The organism is Lacibacter luteus, assembly GCF_004118265.1.
GTDB lineage: Bacteria > Bacteroidota > Bacteroidia > Chitinophagales > Chitinophagaceae > Lacibacter > Lacibacter luteus.
Window position 1 is genome coordinate 21,863 of sequence record NZ_SDHW01000011.1, and the last position, 6,815, is coordinate 28,677.

Sequence of the window (6,815 nt, forward strand, 5' to 3'; positions counted from 1 at the left end):
TTTTTGGTTACTTTTTGGACAAGCAAAAAGTAACAGAAAACAAGCATCAGCAACAAGCCTATACACTTGCAAGTACGTCCGCTAATCGCCCTTTAAACCTTTCAAACGAAAAAAAAGCCAGCATCTCCCCCTGCACTTTTGCAGGTTGCGCCTGCTGCAGCAATACATGTACCAGCGCTTTGGCCAGTTCGTCTGCATTATCCGGATCAACCAGGGTTCCCAGTTTTCCAAACTGCAACGCCTCTGTACTGCCATCTTTATTTCCTGCAACTACCGCAAGTCCGCAAGCCATTGCTTCAATATAAACAATGCCGAATCCTTCTCCTTTGCTTGGCATCGCAAATACATCTGCAAGGAGATAATGATCGATCACTTCATCATCGGCTACAAAACCGGGAAGCGCTACATATTTTTCCAGTTGCAGTTCTTTTATTAAAGCCTGCATGCGGGCAAGCTCCACTGCATCGGCTTTGCCTGCAAGAATATATTTGAACCGGATACCCTGTTGCACCAGCTTTGGCAAAACAGTTACCAATGTATCGTACCCTTTATAACCTTCCTTACTGTTTAATCGTGTAAGGGTAAAGAGTACCCGTTCTCCTTCGGTTATACCATACCGTTGTTGCAGGTAAGCCGGCTTGGCAAAATCTGCAGGCAGTTGAAAAAAAGGATCAATGGTATTGGGGAATACACTGATTTTTTCTGCCTGCAATTGTTGCTGTTCGATCAGCTGGTTTTTCGTATAGCTGCTTACTGCAAGAATACGATCGGCCTTTTGTAATACTTTTTTTTTGAATCCGCTTACGGGAGTAAACACTTCAATACCATGACAGATAACCACCAGTTTTTTCTTTGGTGAAAACAGTTTTATCAACACACCTATCAATGCAAGATTCAAATGCCCGAGTATAACCACATCCTGTTGCATTGCTTTTATGAACGCCGAACATACAAATTGAATGCGTTTGCCTTTGCTTCCGGAAAACAGTTGCTGCCCGATGTATTGCTTATCGGGTGCATCATCATACATCGACGCTGCCGAACTCCTTAATCGAACTGTCTGCGACAAATCGCCCAATGCTTTAATAAAAGCACGGTTGAATTTTTCAATACCTCCTGTTAAAGAAAACGTACTGAGTGTTAAAAACAAAACCTTCTTCTGCTTCATCAATTACTTGTAATGGTAACCCCTTTGTCAAAATCTGTTCCTGACATTATCGGAACTTCTCCTCCTCCTTAAAGCGGGGTTCCCACAGGGAAGGAACGTAGTTAGGGGAGGGGGGTAAACCGGTTCATCAGCAGTGCACACCAATACCTGCCCCACGATAATTTCTTTTGTTGAAATTGCTGATACAGTTTTTGCTCTGCATTGTTCGACGGACGGATGTACTCGTTTTCTTTTAACCATCCTTCAAACGGAAAAGTAAACCCTTGTTTCTTCCGTTTCCAGATGGCTTCGGGCAATTCGTTTTCGAATGCTTTTACCAATGGATATTTCGGCGGTACTTTTTTAAACTTGATCGCAGGATCCATGGCTGCCGCCATCAGCATCACTTCTTTGTCGAGGAAGGGAACACGTATTTCCAACCCATGCCACATACTCATAAAATCAGAATCTTTCAGCAATTGATTCTGCATATAAAAATTCGTTTCGAGCCAGCTGATCCTGTTGCCGTTTTTTAAACCCTGTACAGGATAATAAGCACTGAGCTCCTGCAGATCATCTTCAACTTCCTTTTCCGTTGTTTCGAGCAGGGCTGCTACCGAAACCGGGGTAAAAATGCCTCTGTAACTTAGATACTCCGCAGCACTGTTTTGCAAACCTACATAGCTGAGCTTTCGCAAGCGGTGATCGGGCATTCGTTGCAATCCTCTTAATAAAGATTCCGGCATTTTTTCCACCAGCTTCATTTTTTTCTGTTGCTGAAACGAGGGATAACCACCGAATAATTCATCAGCACCAAGTCCCGAAAGCACTGCTTTTAATCCGTATGCCTTAGCATACATGGAAATAAAATAAGTATTGATGCCATCGAGCGTTGGTTGATCCATGGCCTGCATCGCATCATCGAGCTGCTGGTTAAAAATGGCCTTTGTTACAAGAAAAGATTGATGCTTGGCACCTGTTTTTTCAATAATGAGTTTTTGATACTTCTCTTCCGAAAAAGCTTCCTCAGTAAAAACAATTGAAAGTGTATGCAGATTGTCTTTTCTTGTATGGCTGGCAATAAGTGTAAGCAGACTCGAATCGATTCCACCACTCAAAAACAAACCAATAGGCGCATCAGACACAAGATGCCGTTCAACGGCCTGCTCAAGCGTTTCTCGCATCAATGCAATTGCTTCATCTTCCTGCTTTAATTTGCCATTGAAGGTCCACTCAAAAAAACGATGTTCCTTAATGTGCAGCGATGGCAGATCAATGATCAGCGCTGTTCCTTTCTGCAACGGAACAACATCTTTTAAGGTAGTGATCGGTTCCGGTAAATGACCGAATGTAAGAAAGGCCGAACGCCATTTGCTGTTTTCTTCAAACACTTTACCTGCATGTGCAAACGCTCTTATTTCAGAAGCAAAGTATAAACGCTTTCCATCAGTAGAATAATAAAGTGGTTTAATACCGGCATGATCTCTTGCCAGGATTAGTTGCTGATTACGCTCGTCCCATAGAGCAAGCGCAAACATGCCGTTAAAATATTCAAATGCATCAACACCCCATTGACGGTAAGCTTTTAAAATAACTTCTGTATCACTCTCCGTACGAAATTCGTGACCGTAATGTTTTAATGTTGAACGTAGCTCCAGGTAATTATAGATCTCACCGTTGAAGATGATGGTCAACTCCGCATCGATCATGGGCTGATGTCCGGCTTCGCTGAGATCAATTAACGATAACCGTCGATGTCCCAATGCAAGAGGTAATTGCGGGTGTACAAACACACCTGCAGAATCCGGACCACCACGATGCATGGCATCACGCATACCTTCAATCCGCTGTTGTAAGTTTTCGGCTACAGGATCAAATATTCCCGCAATGCGGCACATAATAAAAAGTATAAACGATCAAAAAAATAAAGTAATAAACCAAAAACCGTCAGCGCCTACTTGGCTAATATTCGTGTTAATTCGTGCAGTTTAGTAGCAATCATAATTGTAAGCGCAGCGAACAATCCTTGCTACCCTTTGTATTCCTCTGTGCCTTTGTGTCTCTGTGGTTCAACCCCATTGCCGGCGTAGCGCCGCAATCAAATCTGTGTTCATCCCTCCAATCAGTGTCATCAGTGACTCTATTTCTTCATTGCAAGCAAAGCGCCGCAACCCTACTTAATCCCGATAAACTCCAACACCTTATTATACCATTTATTCTTAGCCGGATCATTATCGTAATAACCATAACCATAACCATAGCCGTAGCCATACCCATAGCCATAGCCACCGTATCCGTAATAACTGTTATAGCCTTCCACTTTAATATCGTTCACCACAACACTCACTGCAGGGAATTTCTTTTGTTGATACAGTTCTTCAAGCATTTGCAATTGCTTTTTGAATGTATAGCGCTGGCGGATAACAAACAGCGACGCATCGGCAAACTGTGATAGCGTCATGGCATCACTTACAAGACCAACAGGAGCGGTATCGATAATAACCGCATCGAAGTTATCACGACAGAACTCAAACAATTCTTTGATCTTCGGATCAAGCAACATTTCCGATGGGTTTGGCGGCGTTGGGCCGCAGGCAATAACATAGAGGTTTTCGGTGTCGGGCACTTTCATGGGCAACTCCTGCAGATCGATCTTACCAATTACAAAATGCGTGATACCAAAGGCACGTTGCAAACCTAAGCCGCTTATTACTTTCGGTTTACGTAAGTCGAACTCAAGAATAACGGTACGTTTCCCTGTTAATGCAATGGATGCTGCCAGGTTGGTTGCCGCAAACGATTTACCCTCTCCACTGAACGATGATGTTACAAGCAAAACCGGCGTGCGTTCTTTTTTCAAGATGGGTTGAAGATTGGAACGGATAATACGGAATTGTTCGGCCAAAATGGTTCTGCTGTTTTTTACAACCACCATCGTTTCCGATTTATCATTATGTCCCAGTTCTCCGATAACAGGTATATGAGTATACTTCACAATATCCGCCTTGGTTGTAACCCGGTCGTTCATCAGGTCACGAATAAGAATAATAATAACAGGGATTAGAATACCAAAGAAAATGGCAAGCATATAGGCATTCTTCCGCTTGGGAAAAATCGGCACATTGCCCCCTTCTGCTTCTGCAAAAATTCTGGAATTAGATACCAGTGAAGCAAGTTGGATACCTGTTTCTTCACGCTTCTGTAAAAGAAAAGTGTACAGTTCGTTTTTGATCAGTTGCTGACGTTTGATCTCCCTTATCTGGCTTTCTTTTTCCGGTAGTGAAAACATTTCACCCCGCACTTTATTTGCTCTTTTTTCCAATTCGTTTCGGTTCAACACATACGACGAACGGATATTCCGCAGATTTTCCTGCATCGAAGTACGTGTCTTTTCGATCGCTTCTTCAATTTCAATTACAGCCGGACTATTTGGCTTGCTATAGCGCAATTCGTTCTCCCGTTTAATGATCAGCTGATTATATTCTGCTACCAGGCCCGACAGAGTTGCATCTGCAATACCCAATGTTGTTGGCGTAATGTTATATGCATTCTGTTTATCCCCGATGTATTTAGCAAGAATATCAAGTACACGGATCTGCATTTCCTGTGTGATCAGTTCTTGCTCTGATTTACTGATCTCATCCATATACATAGTTGACTGCCCTTCCATATCCAGGAACTGGTTGTCTTTACGGAACTTTTGAATGTTCGCTTCAACTGTTCCAAGATCACTCTCTACTTCACCAAGACGGTCAACAATGAATTTTAATGAATTGGCGGAAATACGGCTCTTATCTTCCACATTATACCTTCCATATTCAGCCATCACCTGGTTAAGGATAGCAATACCTTTATCCGAGTTCTCGGTTGTAAAACTCAGGTTTAACACGCTGGAGTTCCTGCTTTTTGCCGATATACCCAATGCTCCGCTGATACCGCCTGCCACATCTCTCGAAGGTTGCCAGCGATAAGTAAACCGTCGTCCTGCTGCATCTTCAATACCCGGTTTGGGAATAACACGGAAAACAGATCCGTTAATTTCAATATTACTGTAGTACTGCTTTTCCTTTTGCTCTTTATTAAATTTAAACCGCTTGCCATCTGTCAGTACAAGATCAAAACCATAATAGGCATTACTATCAGCAATTTGTACCACCTCCACATAAAACGGAGCATTCATGTAAACATCACTGCTGCGTACTTTACCATGTTCAATATATTGATTATTGAGATGAAGCGTATCCACTACTCTTTTCAAAAACTCTTTGGAGCGCATCAAATCGATCTCGTCTTCTGTATTGATCTTATCTACAGGATTAAAAACACTCGCAAACTTATCATTGCCCTTAATATTTGTAGCATTCTCCACTTTTACGATCATACTGCTGTAAACCGTATACAATGGAGTGCTCCATCGTAAATAGGCCCATGCAACAATTAACGCAATACCCAGCGAAAAGAAAAACAATGGCAGATTGGAAATATACTTGAAAAGAATTTCCTTTAAACTCAGCAGCTTGTTATCCTGATCGCTTTGTTTAAGATGTTCAAATTCGTTTGACATGCGTTTATTTTAACGGAATAAAGTTGATAATATCACAACCACATTAATCAGGCTCAACCCGAATGAAACATATTGAAAGGTTCGTTGAGTAGTTTGATCGGTGGATTGTAAGAATCGTTTGGTTGGTTGAACATACACAATATCATTCTGCTTCAGGTAATAATTAGGCGATTGAAAGAAATCACCACGGGTAAGATCAACCGTGTGCATACTGCGTTTGCCGTTTTGCTCACGGATGATCAGGATATTTTTCAGATCACCACCTTGCGCAACCCCTCCGGCTTCTGCTAAAGCATCCAGAAAGGTCAACCGTTCCGATGTGGAAAGAACAGGACCTGGGCTCCCCACCTGTCCATGAAAAGTAACACGGAAATTTTTGTAGCGGATGTTTACGATCGGATCCTCTTTCAGGTATTCACCTGCACGCTTCACAATTTCCTTTTCAAGCTCGGGTTTCGTCATACCATCTGCATGAATAATACCCAGCAATGGCAGTTTTATTTCTCCGCTTGTTATATCAACCAGGTACTCATTGCCACCAACTGTCGTTGTTGCATTGGCACCTCCTGCCCCACTCGGCGCACTTGTATAATTCTGACTGAACAACATATTAGCCGAAGAACTTCTGGAAGAAATACTGATCTGCAACAGATCTCCCTTCTGTATCACGGGTTCCACCAGCTGGTAAGTATTCAGCTTGGCTGTATCAAGACCTTCATTAAAATAAACGGTCTCTTTTCGGAGTTTTTCCGGCGGAACACAGGAATTGAGCAATAACAGCATAACCATTGCCGGCATAACGAGTGTACGTATCATGTTTATCATTTGGATCGTTGTAAAAATTCTTTCTCAACCATTTGTTCGCAGTGAACACTGCTTGATACCCATTGCAAGCAAAGCGGCAATCAAATCCGTGTCCATTCGTGTCAATCTGTGGCTAATCAAATTGTAAGCGCAGCGAACAACCTTTCTTATTTTTCGTGCCGTTCTGTCTTTGCAACTTCATAATTGAACAAATTGCAAGCGAAGCGTCGATCAAATCTGCGTTCATCAATCCCATCTGCGTCATCTGTGATTCCATTCTTCGTAAACCCGGCGCCGCAA

General features: G+C 42.5%; 4 protein-coding genes. All 4 read right to left on the minus strand.

Going from position 1 to position 6,815, the window contains the following annotated elements; genetic code table 11:
* Positions 1 to 58: 58 nt before the first annotated feature.
* A complete protein-coding gene (locus ESA94_RS21165) occupies positions 59 to 1,168 on the minus strand; it encodes a glycosyltransferase family 4 protein (protein WP_129132963.1) in 1,110 nt (369 codons plus the stop codon).
* 101 nt (positions 1,169 to 1,269) lie between these two features.
* Entirely contained in the window at positions 1,270 to 3,045 is a 1,776-nt protein-coding gene (asnB, locus tag ESA94_RS21170) for an asparagine synthase (glutamine-hydrolyzing) (RefSeq protein WP_129132964.1), read from the minus strand.
* A 275-nt stretch (positions 3,046 to 3,320) separates the two neighbouring features.
* Positions 3,321 to 5,711, minus strand: coding sequence for a GumC family protein (locus tag ESA94_RS21175; RefSeq protein WP_129132965.1), 2,391 nt, complete (start codon positions 5,709 to 5,711; stop codon positions 3,321 to 3,323).
* Between the two features lie 9 nt (positions 5,712 to 5,720).
* Entirely contained in the window at positions 5,721 to 6,527 is an 807-nt protein-coding gene (locus ESA94_RS21180; protein WP_164972828.1) for a polysaccharide biosynthesis/export family protein, read from the minus strand.
* Between the last annotated feature and the right edge of the window lie 288 nt (positions 6,528 to 6,815).